At 57.1% G+C, this 20,461-nt stretch carries 17 protein-coding genes; 9 read left to right on the top strand and 8 right to left on the bottom strand.

The features are described from left to right. The first annotated feature begins 298 nt into the window (after positions 1–298). Positions 299–1,594 (top strand): sensor histidine kinase, encoded by a 1,296-nt coding sequence (locus MCRY_RS01030; RefSeq protein ID WP_085627598.1) that lies wholly within the window; start codon positions 299–301, stop codon positions 1,592–1,594. Between the two features lie 87 nt (positions 1,595–1,681). Here the strand turns inward: MCRY_RS01030 and katG are convergent, their stop codons facing one another. Then, entirely contained in the window at positions 1,682–3,862 is a 2,181-nt protein-coding gene (katG, locus tag MCRY_RS01025; RefSeq protein ID WP_085627597.1) for a catalase/peroxidase HPI, read from the bottom strand. 117 nt (positions 3,863–3,979) lie between these two features. On the opposite strand from katG, the gene MCRY_RS01020 reads away from it, so the two are divergent. From MCRY_RS01020 to urtE, 7 genes are all read left to right on the top strand, one after another. Then, the gene (locus tag MCRY_RS01020) at positions 3,980–4,879 is read left to right on the top strand and encodes a hydrogen peroxide-inducible genes activator (protein WP_085627596.1); all 900 of its coding nucleotides are present in this window, start codon (positions 3,980–3,982) and stop codon (positions 4,877–4,879) included. Positions 4,880–4,983: 104 nt separating this feature from the next. Further along, the gene (locus MCRY_RS01015) at positions 4,984–5,442 is read left to right on the top strand and encodes a hypothetical protein (protein ID WP_139834080.1); all 459 of its coding nucleotides are present in this window, start codon (positions 4,984–4,986) and stop codon (positions 5,440–5,442) included. Positions 5,443–5,746: 304 nt separating this feature from the next. Further along, the gene (gene urtA / locus MCRY_RS01010) at positions 5,747–7,027 is read left to right on the top strand and encodes an urea ABC transporter substrate-binding protein (RefSeq protein ID WP_085627761.1); all 1,281 of its coding nucleotides are present in this window, start codon (positions 5,747–5,749) and stop codon (positions 7,025–7,027) included. A gap of 86 nt (positions 7,028–7,113) precedes the next feature. Continuing rightward, complete coding sequence (gene urtB, locus MCRY_RS01005) at positions 7,114–9,072, top strand: urea ABC transporter permease subunit UrtB (RefSeq protein WP_085627594.1); 1,959 nt, start codon at positions 7,114–7,116, stop codon at positions 9,070–9,072. 3 nt (positions 9,073–9,075) lie between these two features. Continuing rightward, positions 9,076–10,329, top strand: a complete 1,254-nt coding sequence (gene urtC / locus MCRY_RS01000; protein WP_085627593.1) for an urea ABC transporter permease subunit UrtC — start codon at positions 9,076–9,078, stop codon at positions 10,327–10,329. After that, positions 10,326–11,066: an urea ABC transporter ATP-binding protein UrtD gene (gene urtD / locus MCRY_RS00995; protein ID WP_085627592.1), complete on the top strand. Its 741-nt coding sequence runs from the start codon at positions 10,326–10,328 to the stop codon at positions 11,064–11,066. Before urtC ends, urtD begins: the two co-directional genes overlap by 4 nt. Continuing rightward, positions 11,056–11,763: an urea ABC transporter ATP-binding subunit UrtE gene (gene urtE / locus MCRY_RS00990; RefSeq protein WP_085627591.1), complete on the top strand. Its 708-nt coding sequence runs from the start codon at positions 11,056–11,058 to the stop codon at positions 11,761–11,763. Before urtD ends, urtE begins: the two co-directional genes overlap by 11 nt. A 52-nt stretch (positions 11,764–11,815) precedes the next feature. Here urtE and MCRY_RS00985 read toward each other — a convergent pair whose 3' ends face one another. The 7 genes from MCRY_RS00985 to cuyA form a co-directional block, all read right to left on the bottom strand. Beyond that, entirely contained in the window at positions 11,816–12,640 is an 825-nt protein-coding gene (locus MCRY_RS00985) for a DUF2189 domain-containing protein (protein ID WP_085627590.1), read from the bottom strand. An 87-nt stretch (positions 12,641–12,727) separates the two neighbouring features. Next, a complete protein-coding gene (locus tag MCRY_RS00980; protein ID WP_085627589.1) occupies positions 12,728–14,314 on the bottom strand; it encodes an ABC transporter permease in 1,587 nt (528 codons plus the stop codon). After that, positions 14,307–15,344, bottom strand: coding sequence for a quaternary amine ABC transporter ATP-binding protein (locus MCRY_RS00975; protein ID WP_085627588.1), 1,038 nt, complete (start codon positions 15,342–15,344; stop codon positions 14,307–14,309). The genes MCRY_RS00980 and MCRY_RS00975 overlap by 8 nt, the downstream gene beginning before the upstream one ends. Positions 15,345–15,441: 97 nt before the next feature. Then, on the bottom strand, positions 15,442–16,404 hold the full coding sequence (locus tag MCRY_RS00970) for an ABC transporter substrate-binding protein (protein ID WP_138487785.1): 963 nt from the start codon (positions 16,402–16,404) through the stop codon (positions 15,442–15,444). Between the two features lie 30 nt (positions 16,405–16,434). After that, positions 16,435–17,178, bottom strand: coding sequence for a cysteate racemase (gene cuyB / locus MCRY_RS00965; protein ID WP_171046057.1), 744 nt, complete (start codon positions 17,176–17,178; stop codon positions 16,435–16,437). Next, entirely contained in the window at positions 17,178–18,380 is a 1,203-nt protein-coding gene (locus MCRY_RS00960) for a DegT/DnrJ/EryC1/StrS family aminotransferase (RefSeq protein ID WP_085627586.1), read from the bottom strand. The genes cuyB and MCRY_RS00960 overlap by 1 nt, the downstream gene beginning before the upstream one ends. Positions 18,381–18,389: 9 nt before the next feature. Then, positions 18,390–19,424 (bottom strand): D-cysteate sulfo-lyase, encoded by a 1,035-nt coding sequence (cuyA, locus tag MCRY_RS00955; protein WP_085627585.1) that lies wholly within the window; start codon positions 19,422–19,424, stop codon positions 18,390–18,392. Positions 19,425–19,529: 105 nt separating this feature from the next. Between cuyA and MCRY_RS00950 the strand changes: the two genes are divergently transcribed. Beyond that, positions 19,530–20,423 (top strand): LysR family transcriptional regulator, encoded by an 894-nt coding sequence (locus tag MCRY_RS00950; protein WP_085627584.1) that lies wholly within the window; start codon positions 19,530–19,532, stop codon positions 20,421–20,423. Positions 20,424–20,461 lie beyond the last annotated feature (38 nt).

The raw sequence follows: 20,461 nt of genomic DNA, 5'->3' as shown, positions 1-20,461 counted from the left end.
CGTGACCGGGTAATCTGTTGATGGTGAGAATTTAGAGTTTATCTGTTGGTTTTCGCGGGTCAAATGCGGTCGCGATACCCCTTTACCACAGAGGGCGTTACACGAAACCTGTCTTTGGATAAGGCGCGCTGTCAATCCGGGCGACAGCTGATCCAAAGATAGGGTAAGACACGCTGCTACAGGCGCGATCTGCGGCGTGCATTTGAAAATAGAATAAGAAACGTGGGATATCTCGACGAGATTTCGCGCGCATAGATGACGACAGAAAGATGATTGAGGGGACGGAAATCAAACGCCCATGCTGATGAAAAACGCCTCCCCTGCTGCACGAGCCACCCTGGACCAGCGGGTTCAGTATTCAAAGGTCTTCGTCAAATTCGTCACACCCTTTGCATTTGGGTGGCTGGTCGGCGCGATCTTTCTGGACGCAAAACTCTTGTCGCTTGCCGCCGCCATAGCAACGTTGGGATTTCTGTCGGGAATCGCGTTACACGCATACGACAAGCACCTGGCTGCACGTGTGGTCTGGTTGGGGGCGGCAAATATCGCAGTTGGTTTGGCTGCGTTCGTAACACCGCCTGAAGGTCACATGTCGTTCATCCTTGTGGCGATCGCGATCGGTCCGTTTGTGATGTTTTCGGCACGAACAGAATTCGTCTGGCTTGTCGGGCTTGGTATTGTGCCGATCTTTCTTTGGTTCCTAAGCTGGGCAACAGGTGATGCGCTGTTTGGGACGTTCGAAGTTTCCTCGTCCATCGCCCATTCGGTTCTTGCACCAGCAACCGCGGTCACCCTTTTTGGAACAGTGTTGTTTGTCATCGCGTATTTTGTTCGCGCCACGCGTCTGCACGCAACTTGGCTGCTCGAGGCGCAGCAACAGTCTGAACAAGCAAGCGAAGCCAAGAGCAAATTGATGCGCAGCGTCAGCCACGAGATGCTGACGCCGCTTCATGCGATATCCGGCTTTGCCGAATTTTTGCATGCCGATGCAAAAGCCGGGCGGGAAATCAGTGCCGATCAGATCGAATCCTACTCTCGGCAGATCGTCCAATCATCTACAGCGCTTCGGCGGATCGTCGAAAACATCTTTGATTTCGCAAATTGGAGTAGCGAAGACGCCTCGCCCGAAAAGATGCAGGTTTCCGTGCAATCGTGCCTGCACCCCGTGACCGGACGGTTCGCGAGCGCATTGTTGGACAAGCAATTGCACCTTGACCAAAATGTGGATGCAGAGCTGTTGGTCGTGGCGAACCCCGTTTGGCTTGGCTCGATTTTCAAACAAATTCTGGACAATGCGATTAAATTCTCGGGGCCAGGCGGCACGATTTCAATCGACGCGTCTGTGATAGAGGGCAAGATGGTCGATATCTTGTTCAAGGATTCCGGTCCCGGCTTCCCCAAGGATACCGCAACAATCGCGTTTGAAGCTTTCGAGCGCTTGGGGCAGGAAAACGGCACGACATCCGGCGTCGGTATCGGTTTGCCACTGGCCCGCACCTTTGCCGAGGCGATGGGAGGAAAGATCGTGATCGACGACGACACATCCGTCGGCGCACGCGTGCATGTCATCCTGCCTTTGGCACAAGGTCAGTGATCCGGGCTTGGCACACCACAACTGACGACGGGTAGATATGAAAGCTCCCGGGCATCATGGATGCCCGGGAGCGGTTTAAACGGTTAATCAGGCGACCAGATCGAAACGGTCCGCGTTCATCACCTTGGTCCACGCGTCGACGAAATCACGCGCGAATTTCTCAGCGTTGTCGTCTTGGGCATAGACTTCGGAATAGGCCCGCAGGATGGAGTTTGAACCCAGCACAAGGTCGATGCTTGTCGCGGTCCACTTGACCTCATTGGTCTTGCGGTTGCGGATCTCGTATGTGCCGTCTTCCATCGGAACCCATGTGTAGGTCATGTCGGTCAGATTGACGAAGAAGTCGTTCGTCAGCTGACCAACACGGTCGGTGAACACGCCATGCGCGCTGCCGCCGTAGTTGGTGCCCAGCACACGCATGCCACCGATCAGAATGGTCATTTCGCGGGCAGTCAGACCCAGAAGCTGTGTCTTGTCGAGCGTCAGCTCTTCCATCGACACGGCATACTTTTCCTTCTGGAAGTTGCGGAAACCATCAACCAGAGGTTCGAGAACTTCAAAGCTATCCGCATCGGTCTGCTCGGCTGTGGCGTCGCCGCGACCCGGCGCGAAGGGCACGTCGATGTTGTGACCAGCGGCCTTGAGCGACTGTTCCAGACCCACGTTGCCAGCCAGAACGATCACGTCCGCGACGGATGCACCGGTTGCTGCTGCAATCGGCTCGAGGATGCCCAGCACTTTGGCCAGACGCTCGGGTTCGTTCGCAACCCAGTCTTTCTGCGGGGCAAGACGGATACGGGCGCCATTGGCACCGCCGCGCTTGTCCGACTGACGATACGTGCGGGCACTGTCCCACGCGGTTGCGATCATTTCGGCAGAGCTCAGGCCGCTGTCGGCGATCTTGGCCTTTACCGCAGCCACATCGTAGGAGGTGCTTCCCGCCGGGATCGGGTCTTGCCAGATCAGGTCTTCCGCAGGCACGTCTGTACCGTAGTAGTTCGCCTTAGGACCCATGTCGCGGTGGGTCAGCTTGAACCATGCGCGGGCAAAGGTGTCGGCGAAATACTCGGGGTCTGCGCGGAATTTCTGACAGATCTCGTTGTAGATCGGGTCGACCTTCATCGCCATGTCGGCATCGGTCATCATCGGCATGTCCCGCTTGGACGGATCCGAGGCGTTCACTGGTTTCTTGTCTTCCGGCATGTCTACCGGTTCCCACTGGTTTGCACCGGCGGGGGATTTGGTCAGACGCCATTCGTAGTTAAAGAGGTAGTCGAAATAGCCCATGTCCCACTGCGTCGGGTGCTGGGTCCATGCGCCTTCGATCCCGGATGTGAACGCATTGGCTGCCTTGCCCTGATGGCCCGGGTTGTCCCAACCAAAGCCTTGGGAGTGGACCGGGCAACCTTCAGGCGCATCACCGATGCTATCAGCCATGCCGCCGCCACCATGCGCCTTGCCGACGGTGTGTCCGCCACAGGTCAGCGCAGCAGTCTCTTCGTCGTTCATCGCCATACGGGCGAATGTTTCGCGCACATGCAAAGCAGTACGGGCCGGATCGGGTTGGCCATTCACGCCTTCGGGGTTCACATAGATCAGACCCATGTGCACCGCGGCGAGCGGGTTATACATGGTCGCCGGTTCATCCAGATCGCCATAGCGGTTCTCGGACGGTGCCAGCCATTCTTCTTCGACACCCCAGTTCACGTCTTCTTCGGGCGCCCACACATCTTCGCGGCCAAAACCGAAGCCAAAGGTTTTCAGACCCATCGACTCATAGGCCATATTGCCCGCGAGGATGATCAGGTCAGCCCAGCTCAGCGCGTTGCCGTATTTCTTTTTGATCGGCCACAACAGGCGACGCGCTTTGTCGAGGCTGGCGTTGTCCGGCCACGAATTGAGCGGCGCGAAGCGGATGTTACCCGTACCAGCACCACCGCGACCGTCGCCCATACGGTAGGAGCCCGCCGAGTGCCATGCGAGGCGGATCATCAGACCACCGTAGTGACCCCAGTCCGCGGGCCACCAATCCTGACTTTCGGTCATCAGCGCCTGAACATCAGCCTTCACCGCATCATAATCGAGGCCCTTGACGGCATCGCGGTGGTTGTAGTCGGGGTCCATCGGGTTGGTCCGTGCGCCGTGCTGGTGCAGGATGCCGAGGTTGAGGGCACTGGGCCACCACTTGGTCACGCTGTTGCCGGTGCCGGTGTTGCCACCATGCATGATGGGGCAGGCCCCTTTTTTATCGAGATTGTTGCCGTCCATGATCTTTCTCCCTCGCAGTGAATCAGATGGGCAAGAACGCCCGTTCTAGAATGGTTCTAACCATGGGGATCAATAATTTCCAATTGGATATTCAAAAAGAAATGATAAGTTTTCCAAATGATAGGATTGACCATCAAGCAACTCAGATATTTTGATGCTTTAGCCCGGCATCAGCACTTTGGTCGCGCCGCCGAGGCTTGCGCAATTTCGCAACCCGCATTGTCTTTGCAGATCAAGGAATTGGAAAACATGGCCGGGGCCACTTTGGTGGAGCGCGGTTCGCGCACGATACGCCTGACCGCCATTGGAGAAGATTTTGTCGCCAAGGCGCGGCAAGTCTTGTTGGGCATTGATGAACTGGAAGACCTGATGCGCGCCTCTCAGGGGCCGTTTGCCGGGCGGTTCCGGCTTGGTGTTATTCCGACGGTTGCGCCGTACCTCTTGCCCGACACGATCACGGCATTGACTGGACGGTTTCCTGATATCGACCTCGAACTGCGGGAATCGGTGACAAAGTCCCTTGTCGCGGACTTGCTCGAGTCGCGGCTGGATGCGGCTATTGTCGCGCTGCCGATTTCGGAACCCGCGTTACGGGAGTTTGCGCTGTTCCAAGAGGACTTCGTTCTGGTTCGGCCCAGCAAAGACGAGGACAAACCTGTGCCAAGCGCAGACATGCTTAAGACGATGCGCCTTTTGCTGCTTGAGGAGGGGCATTGTTTTCGTGATCAAGCCCTGTCGTTCTGCGAGATCACCAAGACACAACCCAGACAACTCATGGAGGGCAGTTCACTTTCGACCTTGGTGCAGATGGTTGGAGCGGGCATGGGTGTGACCCTGATCCCCGAAATGGCGGTCGCGCTGGAAACGCGGAACGCAAAAGTTTCGGTTGTGACGTTTGACGCCCCCAAACCCAGCCGAACGATCGGCATGGTGTGGCGGAAATCCAATCCGCTTGCTGATCAACTCATGGAAGTAGGCGCGATTGTGCGTGGAGTGGGGCAGCGGATCAGGCAATAGATAGCCCTGCTGCATTAATGACTCACTCACCAAAAAAGCTCATTCTTCGCTTAGGTTAACTTGCGAGATGATAAATCGTGCTACACGCTCAAAATATGGGCGTTTTGAAAACTCTCGCATATGCAGCCAGTTTCACCTGCCTCGCCACCACGGCGGCGAAGCCTGACGAAGACCTTTTGCGCCGCGTGACAGACTGTGTTGGCCGATTGTCCGCGCAGATCGAACACCACTGGTTGCTGTCCGACAAACCGACCGAAGAGATCGAAATCCAGCGGGCGCATCTCGTCGATATTCTTGATGCGTTGGTCACGCCGAATAGCGCGACACAGATCCTGTCTAAACGGATCGACGCCAAGATGGCACACGCCACTCTTTTGACCCAAGCAGCGTTCTCGGAGGATGAACGGCGGGCGGCATGGGCTGAAAAACGGGCGAAACAGGAATTGCTCCAGTGCGGCACGATCCTGTTGCAGCCGAGCCGCGAAAGCGTTGCTATTGCGGGCAGTACCCATGTTTCCAAGATCGAATCCGTGAATCAGGGGGCATGGCAGGCGTCGCAATAGCGCTTTCACACCCCGCCTTTTTGCCCAAAAATCAGACGAATTTGTAAATACAGCGTAAAACTTGTGCGTTTAGGCCGTGGATCGCTATCCCGATGAACGACACATTTCCTGCCGTGAAAATCTGCGGCCTAGATACCGGCGGCTGATGCGCGTCATCAGTTGATCACGTGCGATGAAGCCGGCCGTTCAACTCCAGGCTCCACCGCACTTCGCAATAGACTTGCGTTAGCGATATCTGGGGCCTTGCTCTGCTCTTGGCAACCTTCGCGGCGCAAAACGTACAAAGGACGTTTGCATAATGTCGATGAAATTTCTCAGCACTACAGCGGCTGCCGCGCTTCTGGTTTCAACACTCCCTGCCCTCGCGCAGGACGTAAGCTGCCCAATCAAAGTGGGTGTTCTGCATTCGCTCTCCGGCACGATGGCGATTTCCGAGACCACGTTGAAAGACACGATGGAAATGCTGGTCGATATCCAGAACGACAAAGGTGGTCTGCTGGGTTGTGAGCTTGAAGCGGTTGTCGTGGACCCCGCGTCCGACTGGCCGCTTTTCGCTGAAAAGGCGCGCGAGCTTCTGACTGTTCAGGAAGTTGACGTGATCTTTGGATCATGGACTTCGGTGTCGCGCAAATCTGCCCTGCCGGTTCTGGAAGAACTCAACGGCCTGATGTTCTACCCGGTTCAATATGAAGGCGAAGAAAGCTCCAAAAACGTATTCTACACCGGCGCCGCGCCGAACCAGCAGGCGATCCCGGCCACCGATTACTTCCTCGAAGAACTCGGCGTCGAGAAATTCGCGCTTTTGGGCACCGACTACGTTTACCCGCGCACCACGAACAACATTCTCGAAGCCTACCTGAAGGACAAGGGCATCGCGGAAGAAGACATCTTCGTGAACTACACGCCCTTCGGTCACTCTGACTGGTCCAAGATCGTCGCTGACGTTGTGGCGCTTGGCGCAGACGGCAAGAAAGTCGGCGTGATCTCGACGATCAACGGCGACGCAAACATCGGCTTTTACAAAGAACTGGCTGCTGCGGGCATCTCTGCTGACGATATCCCGGTTGTGGCCTTCTCGGTCGGTGAAGAAGAACTCTCCGGTCTCGACACAAGCAACCTTGTCGGTCACCTTGCTGCCTGGAACTATTTCCAGTCCGCAGACACTCCCGCCAACGAAGAGTGGGTCGCCGCATGGAAAGCCCGCATGGGTGAAGAGCGCGTGACCAACGACCCGATGGAAGCGCATTACATCGGCTTCAACATGTGGGTAAACGCGGCCACGGCAGCTGGCACCACAGACGTTGATGCGGTTCGTACGGCAATGTACGGGCAGGAATTCCCGAACTTGACCGGCGGCACCGCCGTGATGCTGCCGAACCACCACCTGTCCAAGCCGGTTCTGATCGGTGAAATTCAGGACGATGGCCAGTTCGACATCATCAGCGCAACTGATCCGGTACCGGGCGATGCATGGACCGACTTCCTGCCGGAATCGGCTGTTCTGACATCGGATTGGAAAGACCTCGGCTGTGGTATGTACAACACCGAGACATCGACCTGCGTGCAGATCAAGTCGAACTACTAAGCCAATGAGCGGTGCGTGGGAAACCACGCACCCCACCCTTCCCGTAAGGTACGCGTTCGCGCGTTCCAATGACGACGGATATCCAAATGCTGCGCTTTGTCGCCACTTTCCTTGCTTGCCTGACACTGGCGTTTCCCGCCACAGCACAGCAGGCAGATGCCCCCATCCAACAACTGCTTCAGTCGCAACGCGACATTATCGTTGAAAGTTCGCGCCGGACCATTGGACCCGCGATTGACGCGCTTGCCAATAGCGGGCTGCCCGAAGCGCAGGTGGTCATGGACAAATGGCAAACACGCCAGATGTGGGTGAACACGGAAACCGGCCTGTTCGTCTACGCCGAAGAAGTGGACCGGGACACACTGCGGATATTCGATTTTGCGGATGGCACAGAGATCGGAGAGGTTCCCGATGACGGGTTCGATCAACTCAAACCGAACTCTGGCATTCGCGGATTGATCGGTACGGCACTTGTCCAGTTCCAACTCAGCGATCCTGACCCCGACACGCGCCGCCGCGCGCTGGATGCGATTGAACGTGGGGCTGAGGAAAGCCATTTGGCCGCGCTGCGTGCCAGCCTTGAAAATGAAACGGACACGCAGATCCTCGCCCGCAAGCAGCGTTTGGAACGCTTGCTGACCATCGCCTATGGCGAAACGGATGCCGAGCGGATCGAGGCGATCCAGAGCTTTGACGGGGATTTGGGCGTCGACGTCCGCGCCGCCCTGAACCCGCTCTTATCAGTGCGGGTCGAAGCCGCAAACGTGTTGCCGACAGACCCGGATATCGGCCAGATGCTTGACCCCGGATCAGAACAATTGTCGCGTGATGACGCCTATGCGCTGCTGGTGTCCGCTGATCTTGCCAAGCCCCGGATCAGTGTTGAAGACCAACGCAATGCATTGATTGAGAACATTGCCGATGGGCAGGTGGCGGGCATTCAGGTCGCCACGCTGAACAGTCAAGATGCGCGCGATATGGCCTATGCGGCCTTGGCAGAACAGGGCGTGGTGACCGCTGTTGCAACCGAAGCCGAGGTCGACCAGCGTCTTGCCAATCACGTCTTTTACGAACGCTATGTGGGTGCACCGCCCGAAGTGGTGTTTGCTGCCCAAGCCGCGCTGAATGCGATAGAAAACAAGGTCGCGATCAACCAGATGTTCGACCTGTCGCTGGACGCGCTGTCCTTGGCGTCGATCTATTTCTTGGCCGCAATTGGGCTTGCCATCACCTTTGGTGTGATGGGCGTCATCAACATGGCCCACGGCGAATTCATCATGATGGGCGCCTATACCGGCTATGTCGTGCAGTTGTTCATCCCCGACTACACGCTGTCCATTCTGGTCGCGATCCCGCTGGCGTTTGCCATCACTTTTGGAGCAGGCGTGGCGATGGAACGGCTGGTGATCCGCTGGCTGTACCACCGTCCGCTGGAAACGCTGTTGGCGACCTTCGGGATTTCCATCGCGCTGCAACAGATTGCCAAGAATATCTTTGGCACACAGGCACGCCCCCTCACCGCGCCGGGTTGGCTGGATGGATCGCTGGTGATCAATGACATCGTTTCGATCAGTTATATCCGGATTGCGATCTTCGTGCTCGCATTGCTGTTCCTCGCGCTGTTCCTGTTCGTGATGAACCGCACGCGACTTGGTCTGGAGGTACGCGCGGTAACGCAGAACCCGCGCATGGCAGCCTCGATGGGCATCAACCCAGACAAGATCAACATGCTGACCTTTGGGTTTGGGTCTGGCATCGCGGGCATCGCTGGGGTGGCTATCGGACTTTATGCCAAAGTCACCTCCGAGATGGGCAGCGATTACATCGTGCAGTCCTTTATGACCGTTGTTGTTGGCGGTGTAGGCAACATCTGGGGCACACTTTTGGGGGCCACGATGGTTGGCTTCCTGCAGAAAGGGATCGAGTGGTTCAACCCGTCCAACACGCTGGCGGCGCAGACCTACATGATCCTGTTTATCATCCTGTTCATCCAGTTCCGGCCAAAGGGCATCATCGCCCTCAAGGGCCGCGCGGCGGAGGCGTAAGACATGACTGACGCTGCCCTCCCCCGCCGCCAGCCTTTCGCGCTACGCTTTCCGTCGGTGATGATCTTTCTCACCATCCTCGCGTTGTTCACAGTTGGGGTCACAGTCCTGTCAGAAGGGTTCGGGATCGGCGTGATCTCGACCAGCTTCATCAAGACGTTGGGTAAGACGCTTTGCCTGTGCCTTGTGGCTTTGGCGATGGACCTTGTCTGGGGCTATTGCGGGATCCTGTCGCTGGGGCACATGGCCTTTTTCGGGCTTGGCGGCTACGCCATCGGCATGTGGCTGATGTATGCCCGGACCGAGATCATCGTGCTGGAAAGCCTGTCCGCCGCCGCACTGCCCCCGACACCGCAAGAGGTCTCAGACGGGATTGCCACGCAAATCTTCGGCGTTGTCGGATCGTCAGAATTTCCGCCGATCTGGGCGTTCGCGCATTCGCTGCCCCTGCAGCTGGCCGCCGTTGTTCTCGTGCCCGGCCTTCTGGCGCTGATCTTTGGCTGGCTGGCGTTCCGCAGCCGCGTGACGGGTGTTTACCTGTCGATCCTGACCCAAGCGATGACCCTCGCCCTTTCTCTGCACCTGTTTCAGAATGACAGCGGTTTGCGGGGCAATAATGGGTTGTCCGGACTGCAAAACCTGCCGGGTATGGGCGACACACCGCAATCCATCGTGTCGCTCTGGTTCTTCTGGGCCTCGGCGCTGGCGCTGGCGCTCGGCTATCTGCTGTGTGCTTGGATCGTATCAGGCAAGTTCGGATCGGTCATTCGGGCCATCCGCGATGACGAAGCACGGGTCAGGTTTCTTGGTTACCCGGTCGAGGCGTTCAAGCTGGTGATCTTCACCCTGACCGCCGTAATCGCCGGTATTGCGGGAGCGCTGTATTATCCGCAGGCGGGCATTGTGAACCCGGCAGAAATCGCGCCAATCGCATCGATCTATCTGGCCGTTTGGGTCGCCATCGGCGGACGCGGGAGGCTATATGGAGCGGTGATTGGTGCGGCATTCGTGTCGTTAGTATCGACATGGTTCACCGGAGGTCAGGCACCGGACATCAACCTTGGCTTCTACACGATCAGCTGGGTTGACTGGTGGACTGTGCTGCTGGGCCTGTCCTTTGTTTGTGTGACGCTATTCGCGCCCAAGGGCATCGGTGGATTGGTGGACATCTTGATCGATCGCAAAAGCCCGAACCGTCACGGTGCTGACCTTGGTCCCGATCACGGCGCGCTGCGGGAACAGGAGGCCGAGAAATGAGCACACTTCTCGAGGTTTCGGGCGTGTCGGTGTCCTTTGATGGGTTCAAAGCCATCAACAACCTGTCCTTCCAGATCGCCGATCGCGAATTGCGCGCAGTGATCGGGCCCAATGGCGCGGGCAAGACGACCTTTATGGACATCATCACGGGAAAGACGAAACCCGATGAGGGCCGGGTGATCTATGGAGACAAAAGTGTTTCTCTGCTCAAGATGTCGGAAAGCAAGATCGCGCAAGCCGGAGTTGGCCGAAAATTCCAACGCCCAACCGTGTTCGAAGATCAGAGCGTTTTTGACAATCTGATGATGGCATTAAAGAAAACGCGCGGCCCGCTGGCAGTTTTGTTCTTCAAGCAAACTCAGGAGGACAGCGACAAGGTGGCGGACTTGGCAGAACAGATCGGACTGTCGGGCGCGTTGCACCGAAAGTCGGGAGAGCTGAGCCATGGGCAAAAGCAGTGGCTCGAGATCGGGATGCTACTGGCCCAAGACCCCCGCCTTTTGTTGGTCGATGAGCCCGCTGCAGGGATGACCCCGGCGGAACGCGAACACACCACCGACATCCTGCGCGAAGCTGCAAAGACACGAGCGGTGGTGGTGGTGGAGCATGACATGGAATTTGTGCGCCGCCTGAACTGCAAGGTGACGGTGCTGCACGAAGGGTCGGTGCTGGCCGAAGGATCATTGGACCACGTGACGAAGAATGAACAGGTGATTGAGGTGTATCTTGGCCGATGAAGTCCTGAAAACCGAGGGTCTGACGCTGCACTATGGCGGCAGTCAAATCCTCAACGGCATCGACATGGCCGCCGCCAAGGGCGAAATCACCTGCGTGATGGGAACCAACGGTGTAGGCAAGACATCATTGCTCAAGGCGATCTCAGGTACACATGCCTATTCAGGTGGATCGCTGTCGCTGAACGGCGAGGCGATTTCCCATGCTTCGGCGCATGCGCTGGCGCAAAAAGGTGTGGCCTACGTTCCGCAAGGCCGCGATATCTTTCCGCTGCTGACCGTGCGCGAGAACCTTGAGACAGGGTTTGCCTGCCTGCCAAAATCCGAACATAACATCCCTGATCATATTTTTGAGCTGTTCCCGATCCTCAAGGAATTCCTCAACCGTCGGGGTGGCGACCTGTCTGGCGGGCAACAACAGCAACTTGCCATTGCGCGGGCGCTGATCACCAAGCCGAAGCTATTGCTACTGGACGAACCGACCGAGGGCATCCAGCCCAACATTATCCAACAAATCGGTCGGGTGATTGCCCTGCTGCGCGAACAGGCGGACATGGCGATTGTGCTCGTCGAGCAGTATTTCAGCTTTGCCTATGACCTTGGCGACCGCTTCTACGTTCTCGAACGCGGCGCGGTAAAGATGAGCGGACAAAAGGCGGAGCTGGATCGGGATGCGCTATTGGCAGGCGTGTCGGTGTAAAGCTACAAATACCGCGTGCACATTTTGATGGACGCAGGCGAGGCCTTATCCATCAGCCGTTTGCCAGAGTCGGAGTCACCGCGCGCTGGTAAAGGTGCCACGTGGTGTGCCCCAGAATGGGAAGCGTGAAGATCAGGCCCAGAAACGCTGGCACCAGCGACAGAAGCATGGTGACCGTGATGATCGCAGCCCAAGCCAGCATAACCGCAGGGTTCTCTGTTACGACACGGACAGAGGTCAGCATCGCCGTGATGAAATCGATGTCGCGATCCAGAAGCATGGGCATCGCGACAACGGTGAATGAAAATAGAACAGCCGACAGAAACGCGCCGACGCAGGTGCCTATGGCCAGAAAGGTCCATCCTTCGGAGGTGAAGAAAGCGACTCTGAAAAAGCCCTCCAAATCCGAGAAAGATGAATCCTGTAGGACGATCACCAATACCGTGCGGAACTGGTAAAACCATATCCAAAGGATGAACAAGGTTACGAAAGCCATCCAGCCCATCTCGCGTTTTCGCTGGTTGGCCATGACGGTGAGGATTTCGGACCAGCCGAAGCTTTCGTTGCGTTGCAAACGGCGGGACATTTCGTAAAGCCCGGCCGCCGCGAAAGGCGCGATCAAGGGAAAGGCAACGGCAGCTGGGAGGACCATCCAGACCTTTCCCAGCCAGACCAAGCACCAGACAAACAAGATTCCGAAGACCGCATAGAAGAGACCGAAGAAACCACTCATCATCGGTCGGGACACGAAGTCCGAGAACCCTGCTTTCAGCGATGCCTTGATATCGTCCGCCGTGACGGTGTTGACGGTGTAGGTCGTCCGCTGCTGCGACGCGACAGTGTTGAGCGGCTTTGAACCTGCCGTTTCCGTTGCCATCACACGTTCCTCCCAAGGCAAATCTGCCTCAGGTCACGCAACATAACAAGTCAAGCGTGTCGCGTTTGGTCGTGTGATCGGGCAGACCTACTTCTGATCTGCCCGTTTGAACGCGCCCTGAACAATGCGGTCCATGACCATCGCGAGGAACAGGATGGCGAAGCCACCTAGCAAACCCGGGCCTTTGGCCGCAAATTGCAGCGCTTCGAGGATCTCCTGCCCCAGACCACCGCCACCGATAAGCGAGATGATCACCACCATTGAAAGGCACATCAGGATTGTCTGGTTCACCCCGGCCATGATCGACGGCAAGGCAAGTGGGATTTCAACATCCTTCAAGAGCTGCCACTTGGATGCACCAAAGGCCACGGCAGCTTCTTTGATGCTGTCAGGCACACCCCGCATGCCCAGCGCTGTCAGGCGAATGACCGGTGGCATGCCAAAGATGATCGTTGCCAAAATACCCGGTGGGTTGCCAGTACCAAAGAACGCAATGATCGGGATCAGATAGACAAAAGCGGGCAGCGTCTGCATCAGGTCAAGCACAGGTTCCGCCATGCGATAGGCGCGCCGCGATTTGCCGAACCATACGCCCAATGGGATGCCGATGATCACACACAGGATCACTGCAGCCCCAACCAGAGCGACCGTTTCCATCGCCAGCGCCCAATAGCCGAGCAACGCCGTATAGGCCATGGCCGCTATCGTAAAGATCGCCACGCGCGGACCGGCAGCGCGATAGGCGGTGACGGCAATCACCAGCATCACCACCGGCCAAGGCGAACCGTTCAGGGCCAATGTCAGGCCGTCCAAAACCGTTCGAACACCCGCGACGATCCCGTCGAACACGTCACCCCCGGCGGTGGCAGCTGCATCAATGCGCGCCTCCATCCACGAGGCGACCGCACCAAAGAGCGTGCCTCCGCCTTCACCAAGCACTGCTTCGGAAACCTGTCTTTCAGGGAATTCGTCAAGCAGAGCGAGTGAATTGCTGACGGTGAACTTGTAGATGATGAGCGGCGCAACAGCCGCGGTCAGAACCGCGCCCAAGACCAGATTTTTGGTCGAACGACCGCTTTCCGTGCCAGTCGGATCAATGCGCCAACGCGAATACTGCTTTTCGTAGGCCACATTGGCGTATACCCCCTGAACGAATTTGAAGACCAGCAGCAGCATCAGACCAGTCACCAGGATGCTCATGCCCTCGGCTTGTGCGGCTTCGGCCCGTTCAATGTTCTGGTCGATGGCACGCTGCATGTTGCCGGCCAGCGTTTCGAACCTTTGGCGGCTTGTTTCATCTGCGGCTGCAGCAGCCTGATCCAGCCGTTCTTGCATGCGCACCTGCTGCTGGGCTGCACGGTCAAGAAACTCAGCGCCAAGATTGCCCCAGAGCCCGCGTCCGATCTGCACCCACGCGATGATTTCCAGGATGAGAAAGGCCCAGAACATTCCCCAGATTGCCCGCGACGAAGCCCAAACTGGGCCAAGAAGTGCTGCTGCCATATTGAAGGTCTTGGGAATGATGCCCGTGCTGTCGTGGATTGTATGAAACGCACGCACATAGTAGTCGCCATTGGGCCCGGCAAAGTCCTTGATGGATCTGTCCAGCGCTTCGCGGTCGACCTCGATATCCGAGGCGGCGGTGACTTTCACATCTGTGGTTGCGTCACTCATCTTTGCCCCCCTGAATGCCGCGCAGCAGGCGCGGCTTTGTAACTATTCCGATATCCGTGCTGTCCTGAGTGATGACCACGGGAAGGTCGGTTCCGACGGCAAGGTCGATCAGTTGGTCCAGATCGGCACCCTCATCGGCACGGGGCGCGCCATCGAGCGAGCCTTGATAGCTTGCCATCGGCTCCATGATAGAATGGGCCTTCACGAGCTTGAGCTTGGAAATACCTTGTACGAATTCACGCACGTAATCATCGGCCGGGTTCATCACGATGTCTTCTGGTGTGCCGATCTGCACGATCACCCCGTCTTTCATGATGGCGATGCGGTGACCGATGCGGATAGCTTCATCGAGGTCATGCGTGATGAAAAGCGTGGTTTTCTTGAGCTGCGCAACAAGCGCCTTGAACTGGTCCTGAAGCTGCAAACGGATGAGCGGATCAAGCGCTGAAAACGGCTCGTCCATCAAGAGTATCTCAGGATCGGATGCCAAAGCGCGGGCGATACCAACGCGCTGTTGCATGCCGCCAGACAATTCGCGCGGCAGACGATCCTCATAACCGGTCAGATCGACTAGCCCCAAAGCGTGATCGGAAATCGCCCAGCGTTTGGACTTGGGCACTTTTCTGATTTCCAATGGATAGGCCACATTATCCCGCACTGACCTGTGCGGCAGCAAAGCCATGTGCTGAAACACCATCCCGATCTGCTGCGCCCGGATGCGCCTCAGTTCGGTTGCTGAAATTGCAGAAACATCCTGCCCAAGTATTTCGATCTTGCCCGCCGTTGGTTCGATCAGCCGGTTCACGTGACGCACGAGCGTTGACTTGCCCGAACCAGACAGGCCCATGATGCAGAAAATTTCACCACGTGCGACTTCGAAACTGGCGTCCTGCACACCGACGACGCATTTGAAACGCTCAAGAACTTCCGGCTTGGTCAGCCCTTCGTTCAAGACGGCGTTCATGGCCTCGTCACTGCGCTCGCCAAAGATCTTCCAGACATGTTCGAGCTTTACGACAGGGTCGTTCATATGCCTCTCCCGTTGGGTATGCGTACCCTGCGCGCGCAGCACGGAGCACATGGGAACAGGGCCGCAGCAGCATCACTGCGACCCTGATACGAGAGGCTTAGTTGGTCAGCCAGTTGATGACGGTGTCTTCGTTGTCCGCAACCCACTGCTTGGCGAAAGTGGCTGCTTCAACGCCATCAACGGCAAGGGCTTTGCCCATGGCGCTCAGGTCATCACCGGTCATCTGGTAGTTCTGGAACAGCGCCGCAACTTCGGGATAGGCCTCTTCCAGTTCCTTGGCATAGTGCAGATGCAAGGTGGCACCGTTCCAAGCGGTCGACGCTTCGGATTTTTCGAGCCAATCGGGATCATCGGTCGGCTGCACGATGGTCCACGTTGCCGGATCATGCGCGGGTTCTTCCAGCACATAAAGATCCTGAGTTACGAAGATATAGTGTGGGCTGTAGCAGAACCCGATCCACGGCTCACCCGCAGTTGCCGCATTGGCAAGGTTGGCATAAGCGATGGTTTCTTCGTACTCGGTGAGTTCGAACATCTGGTCATAGCCGTACGACTTTGCACGGATCTTTTCGACCACGGTCGACGCCCAGCCGGGTGCGCCGATCCAGACTTCGGGCGTGCCATTGCCATCTGTGTCAAAGATCGCGATCTTATCCGGGTCACTTAGATCGTCGATGGATTTGATATCGTATTCTTCAGCGATTGCGGCAGGCACACACATGCCCTGCTCGGCCTGCACCGGGTTCGTGTTCATCACAACCGAGCCTTTGTCTTGGACATAGGTGTCGTGGAGGTTTTGCTGGTTCGGCATCCACACCTCGGGGTGTACATGCATGGAGCCACTGTCCATCGCCTCGAAAACGATTGGGTTCGTGCCGTTCTGCAGCTCGACATCCAGACCGAGGTTATCCTCGATCACCACTTCCAGAACATGCGCCGTCGCATTGACAGACGCCCAATTGGGCACGCCGATTACGATATCCGCAGCCTGAGCCGCGCCACCGGTGCTAAGAGCCACGATGGCTGATGTCGTTAGAGCCCGTGTCTTGGTCATCTTCATAGTGTCGTCCTTTCCCTGTTGATTGATTTTTCAGGGGGAAGCGGCACATGTCAGTGCGACATCCCCCTCTCTCCCGCCGGGTGAGGACACACCCGATCGTGAATACTCGACCGCGGCGCTGACAAGCACCTGCAGCGCATCGAACATCGGCACGTTCGCCGCAATGTCTGATGCCAATAATGAAAACTCTGTGCAGCAGATACAGATCACATCCGCGCCATCTTCGACCATCTGGGCACAGATATCCGACAGCGTATGCGCTGCAAATTCGGATGGACCCTGTGCCTTGATCGAGCGGATCGTAGCAAGGGCACGCCCCTGCTCTTTTGCGTAGACAGGAGCAAGACCAGCCTGAGCCAAAGCAGCTTCGAACACACCCACCTGTTGCAATGCCGGCGATCCCAGCAGCCCGACCTTGCCACCGGGTGCGATGCGGGCCGCTTCTGCGCAGGACATCTCGACCATATTCAAAAATGGCCTGTCCGTTGCTGCCGCCACTTGGTCTGCGTAGTAATGTGCCGTGTTGCACGGCATCACTAGCGCCTCGGCACCTGCAGTAACCAGCCCCTTGGCCATATCCACAAGGACCGGCCCGGGGTCTTCGCCTGTACCTTCGAGAATGGCTTTGATGCGCGAGGGCACTTGCGTGTTGTTGTCGACCAAAAGCGGGATGTGATCCGCGTCATCGCCCGCCTGTACCGCAGCGACAACCTGCTGCATGAAAAAGATCGTCGCCTCCGGGCCCATACCACCCAGCACACCAATACGCCGCATCAGGCTGCTCCTTTTTGCAAGGCATGCCCTACCACATGGGCAATAATGTCAGCCACATGGGCGCAATCCTCAAGGCTGAACGTCAAGGGAATGCGCATATCGAGCAATCCTGCGAGAATTGCATCCGTTTTGGGCAAATTCTGCGGTGTTACGTAGCGCCAGCTTTGGTGGTTGGACGTAAACCCAACCGGGCTGTCCGCGCCGAACCACTTGAGTTCGACGCCCAGCGCTTTTGCTCCAGTAACCACCTGCTTCATTGTCTCTGTGCTGGCGGTCGGCATTAGGAATTGGAACGACGAACCGACATATCGCTCTTCTTTGGGGCGGTGGGGGACATAGACATCAGGCATCGCGCGAAGACGGTCTGCCACCAGATCATGCCGGGCATTCCAACGGTCGATATTCGTCTCTAAACCGCCCAATTGGGTCAAAAGGATCGACGCCCGCAGGTTGTCCATCCGCCCCGACATGTTAGGCGTGTCGAGCCGGATGTCTTTGAACACCTCGGGCGCAGGCCCAGCGCCGTGCCGTTCATAGAGCATGTAAGATCCCGACAGCATAATCGCACGCGCCATGAATTCGGGATCATCCGAAGTCAACAACCCGCCTTCGCCGCTGTTCATGTGTTTGTAGGTCTGGGTCGAAAAGCATCCTGCGATGCCAAAGCTGCCGGATTTGCGCCCATTCCACGAAGCGCCCATCGTATGGGCGCAGTCTTCGATCAGTGGCACACCATGACTGTCAAGAACCGCCATCAGCGCATCCATGTCACACAGATGCCCACGCATGTTCGACAGCAGCATCGCCTTGGGCTCTGATGCGACGATCTTTGCCTCAAGATCTTCGAGATCGATCACCAGATCTGATGTGATCTCGACCAGCACCGCTTCGGCCCCTACGGCTGCAATCGATCCCGGCACAGGGGCGAGAGTGAAGCCATTTGTTAAAACCCGATCACCGGCGCCCACGCCCAGCGCGCGCAGCGCTGTCGCCATCGCGTAACCGCCGGATGTACAAGCAAGGCAATAGGTCGACCCCTGATAAGCTGCATAAGCCTTTTCAAGTTCGGCCACCGGGCCAAGCTCATCGCCGACCGTGTTGTAGCGATGCAGCCGTCCACTGCGCAGTACCTCAACAGCTGCCGCAATCGCGTCATCCGCGATGGGTTCCTGTTGCGTGAAACTGCCGGTGAATGGCTGCATCGGTAAGGGTTACTCGGCTGCGGCGGGTGACGAAACTGGCGCATCATAGTTGAAAGCCGCCGTGTAGCCAAAGAGCCCGACACCACCGCCAGTGTGGAGAAATACGATGTTCTTGTCGTTCTTGAACTCTTCTCCCTTGCGGATCAGATCGATCATCCCCGCAGCACCTTTGCCGGAATAGACCGGATCAAGAAGCAAGCCTTCAAGTTGCGCAAACATTTCAATCGCTTCAATCCCACTTTCGGTTGGGATGCCGTAACCCTGACCTACGTAGTCGGTGTTCGCCACCACATCTTCGCGCGATACGACACCCGGGCAGCCCAGCTTCTCGGCTGTCTTGACCGCGAGATTGAAGACGTTTTCCTCTTGCTTCGGCTTGGGCGCACGTGTGCCAATCCCCAAAAGCGGGATATTCGCGTTGATCGCTTTCAATCCAGTAATCAGACCCGCTTGTGTGCCAGCACTTCCTGTAGCGTGCACAATACGGTCGATCTCCAATCCCATTGCGTTGGCTTGGCTCACAATTTCCATTGCTGCGTTGGCATAACCAAGCGCACCTGTCGGATTTGATCCACCACCCGGAATAACATAGACTTTGCGTCCTTTGGCGCGGTGCTCTTCGGCACGTGCCTCCATCAGACCGGGCATATCCGCGCCGCCGGGATGCTTTTCAGCAGTCGCGCCATGCAGAAAATCAAGGAAGACGTTGCCGTTCTCATTGTAGTTCGGGTCGTTTGATCCCGTCCGGTCCTCCAAAAGGATATGGCAATCCAGACCAAGACGCGCCGCAAAGGCGGCCGTCTGGCGGGCGTGGTTCGATTGGGTCGCACCTTGGGTCATTACCATGTCAGCGCCCTGCTCAAGCGCTTCACCCATCAAAAACTCGAGCTTGCGGGTTTTATTCCCACCCGTCGACATGCCGGTGCAATCATCGCGCTTGATCCAGATACGCGGCCCGCCAAGCTCTTTGGACAGGCGGTCCATCGGCTCCAGTGCGGTGGGCAAATGAGCGAGGTTAACGCGGGGGAATCGGGAAAAGTGCATAACAGCATCCTTTGATGGGTTCACAGCATAAGTTCTGCATGTAACCGGCCTCGTCAAATAGAAAAACGGGCGTTATTATGCCGTTTGTGCATAAAGAGGCTCAAAATGCGCATTGACTGGATCGAAGACCTTGTTGCGCTTCTTGATAGCGGTGGCGTTGCCGACGCCGCCCGCTTGCGCAATGTAACACAACCGGCGTTCTCACGTCGCATCAAAACTCTGGAAGACGTTTTGGGGATCGAATTGATCGACCGAAGCGTCAAGCCCAGTGGGCCATCGCAGGTCCTGCGCGACCGAGAAACCGAGATGCGAAAGCTTGCAGCGGAACTGCGCCTCTTGCTTTCGGACATGAGGCAAGAGCAAAGCACAGGGCTGCGCCAGCTTGTGATTGCCAGTCAGCATGCGATCACCACATCCATGGGTACGCAGATCATCAATTCGGTAGCTGAGCCCAGTCGCACGCATATTCGCCTTCGGTCGGCCAACCGCGACGAATGCGAGACCTTACTGATCCGCAGGCAAGCCGCTATTTCGCTCACCTACAGAATACGATCGGAACCCGTCACCGAACTCGCGTCGTTCCTGTTCGAAGCTGTCATCGGAGAGGAAACACTGATCCCGGTTCTTGGCAGTACACACGAACAGGACCTGACCCAACGCTTGCAGAATGGGGTGCTGCGCATCATCGGCTACCCTGCGGATGTCTTTCTTGGAGCCGCACTGAACCGACATATCCTCCCGGCGCTGGAGGGTCGATGCACGGTGAGCGTGGTGACCGAAACAGGTCTGTCGACAGCAGCCATGCAATTGGCCCAATCCGGCCTTGGCGTGGCATGGGTTCCCGCGGCGCTGGCGCAACCCGATCTTTTGCGCGGTGATCTGATCAATCTGCAAAATGATTTGGGATTTATTCAAATGGACATCGTGGCGCAACGATGGGCTGCAACGTCAAATCTGGCGACACTGGAAGCGTGGACGCGCCTCGTATCCCCTGTCTAAAATTCGAATATCCAAAAATTGAAAAAATGCCACCAATC

The organism is Marivita cryptomonadis (assembly GCF_002115725.1).
In the GTDB taxonomy this organism is placed as follows: Bacteria; Pseudomonadota; Alphaproteobacteria; order Rhodobacterales; family Rhodobacteraceae; genus Marivita; species Marivita cryptomonadis.
This window is presented reverse-complemented; position numbering and strand designations above follow the sequence as displayed.

Bases quoted from the DNA above. Each gene is read 5' to 3' on its own strand.
- MCRY_RS01030 (WP_085627598.1), top strand. From the start codon at position 299: ATGCTGATGAAAAACGCCTCCCCTGCTGCACGAGCCACCCTGGACCAG.
- urtC (WP_085627593.1), top strand. From the start codon at position 9,076: ATGACTGACGCTGCCCTCCCCCGCCGCCAGCCTTTCGCGCTACGCTTT.
- cuyA (WP_085627585.1), bottom strand. From the start codon at position 19,424: ATGCACTTTTCCCGATTCCCCCGCGTTAACCTCGCTCATTTGCCCACC.
- MCRY_RS00975 (WP_085627588.1), bottom strand. From the start codon at position 15,344: ATGAACGACCCTGTCGTAAAGCTCGAACATGTCTGGAAGATCTTTGGC.
- urtA (WP_085627761.1), top strand. From the start codon at position 5,747: ATGAAATTTCTCAGCACTACAGCGGCTGCCGCGCTTCTGGTTTCAACA.
- MCRY_RS00960 (WP_085627586.1), bottom strand. From the start codon at position 18,380: ATGCAGCCATTCACCGGCAGTTTCACGCAACAGGAACCCATCGCGGAT.
- MCRY_RS00970 (WP_138487785.1), bottom strand. From the start codon at position 16,404: ATGAAGATGACCAAGACACGGGCTCTAACGACATCAGCCATCGTGGCT.
- MCRY_RS01020 (WP_085627596.1), top strand. From the start codon at position 3,980: ATGATAGGATTGACCATCAAGCAACTCAGATATTTTGATGCTTTAGCC.
- MCRY_RS00980 (WP_085627589.1), bottom strand. From the start codon at position 14,314: ATGAGTGACGCAACCACAGATGTGAAAGTCACCGCCGCCTCGGATATC.
- urtB (WP_085627594.1), top strand. From the start codon at position 7,114: ATGCTGCGCTTTGTCGCCACTTTCCTTGCTTGCCTGACACTGGCGTTT.
- cuyB (WP_171046057.1), bottom strand. From the start codon at position 17,178: ATGCGGCGTATTGGTGTGCTGGGTGGTATGGGCCCGGAGGCGACGATC.
- MCRY_RS00985 (WP_085627590.1), bottom strand. From the start codon at position 12,640: ATGGCAACGGAAACGGCAGGTTCAAAGCCGCTCAACACTGTCGCGTCG.
- MCRY_RS00950 (WP_085627584.1), top strand. From the start codon at position 19,530: ATGCGCATTGACTGGATCGAAGACCTTGTTGCGCTTCTTGATAGCGGT.
- katG (WP_085627597.1), bottom strand. From the start codon at position 3,862: ATGGACGGCAACAATCTCGATAAAAAAGGGGCCTGCCCCATCATGCAT.
- urtD (WP_085627592.1), top strand. From the start codon at position 10,326: ATGAGCACACTTCTCGAGGTTTCGGGCGTGTCGGTGTCCTTTGATGGG.